Source organism: Melaminivora alkalimesophila, assembly GCF_000282995.1.
GTDB classification, from domain to species: Bacteria; Pseudomonadota; Gammaproteobacteria; order Burkholderiales; family Burkholderiaceae_C; genus Melaminivora; species Melaminivora alkalimesophila.
In genome coordinates this window covers 1-1,519 of record NZ_ALEE01000182.1, presented here as the reverse complement: position 1 = coordinate 1,519, position 1,519 = coordinate 1, and the positions used below count along the sequence as shown (strand labels likewise).

Genomic DNA, 1,519 nt, shown 5'->3' with positions numbered 1-1,519 from the left:
GCTGCGGCCAGCAGCCCGCCTGCCAGGGATGCGCTCGGTAGAATCATGGGTTCGCAGTTTAGCCGCCCACCCCGGGCGGGACTCGCTGGGCGGGCTGCATCCGGCAGCCCGTGCCGGCACCTTTCGGAGCACGCAGCCATGGCCTCCGCCCTGACCGAAAAACTCACCCGTCTCGTCAAGGAGATGCGCGGCCAGGCCCGCATCACCGAAGCCAACGTGCAGGACATGCTGCGCGAGGTGCGCATGGCGCTGCTGGAAGCCGACGTGGCCTTGCCGGTGGTGCGCGACTTCATCGCCCGCGTCAAGGAAAAGGCGCTCGGCCAGGAAGTGCTGGGCAGCTTGAAGCCCGGCCAGGCGCTGGTGGGCATCGTCAACAAGGAGCTCGCCGCCACCATGGGCAAGGGCGTGGCCGACATCAACCTCGCGGCGCAGCCGCCGGCCGTGATCCTGATGGCCGGCCTGCAGGGCGCGGGCAAGACCACCACCACGGCCAAGCTGGCCAAGCACCTGATCGAGAAGCGCCGAAAGAAGGTGCTCACCGTCTCGGGCGACGTCTACCGCCCGGCCGCCATCGAGCAGCTCAAGACCGTGACCCACCAGGCCGGCGCCGAGTGGTTTCCCAGCAGCCCGGACCAAAAGCCCCGCGACATCGCCACGGCCGCGCTGGACTACGCCAGGAAGCACTACTTCGACGTGCTGCTGGTCGACACGGCCGGGCGCCTGGCGATCGACGAGGTGCTGATGCAGGAAATCCAGGACCTGCACGCCGTCTTGAAGCCGGTGGAGACGCTGTTCGTGGTCGACGCCATGCAGGGGCAGGACGCGGTCAACACCGCGCGCGCCTTCAAGGAGGCGCTGCCGCTCACCGGCATCGTGCTGACGAAACTGGACGGCGACTCGCGCGGCGGTGCGGCGCTGTCGGTGCGCCAGGTAACGGGCGCGCCCATCAAGTTCGCCGGCATTTCCGAGAAGATCGACGGGCTGGAAGTGTTCGATGCCGAGCGCCACGCCGGGCGCATCCTCGGCATGGGCGACATCGTGGCGCTGGTCGAGCAGGTCAGCGCCGGCGTGGACATGGAAGCGGCGCAAAAGCTCGCCGCCAAGGTCAAGAGCGGCGACGGCTTCGACCTGAACGATTTCCTCGGCCAGCTGCAGCAGATGAAGCAGATGGGCGGGCTGTCGAGCCTGATGGACAAGCTGCCGACCGAGCTCACCGCCAAGGCCGGTCAGGTGGACATGGACCGCGCCGAGCGCGATATCCGCAGGAAGGAGGGCATCATCTGCAGCATGACGCCGCAAGAGCGCAGGAAGCCCGAGCTCATCAAGGCCACGCGCAAGAAGCGCATCGCCGCTGGCGCGGGCGTGCAGGTGCAGGAAGTGAACCGGCTGCTCAAGGAATTCGAGCAGATGCAGGGCATGATGAAGAAGATGAAGGGCGGCGGCCTCATGAAGCTGATGAAGCGCATGGGCGGAATGAAGGGGCTGAAAGGGATGCCCGGCCTGCCGTTCTGACGGCGGG

At 67.5% G+C, this 1,519-nt stretch carries 1 protein-coding gene; it reads left to right on the top strand.

The annotated features are described in order from the left end of the window. The first annotated feature begins 138 nt into the window (after positions 1-138). Positions 139-1,512 carry a signal recognition particle protein gene (gene ffh / locus A612_RS02940; RefSeq protein ID WP_019373106.1) on the top strand — a complete coding sequence of 458 codons (1,374 nt, stop codon included), beginning with the start codon at positions 139-141 and terminating at the stop codon, positions 1,510-1,512. Positions 1,513-1,519 lie beyond the last annotated feature (7 nt).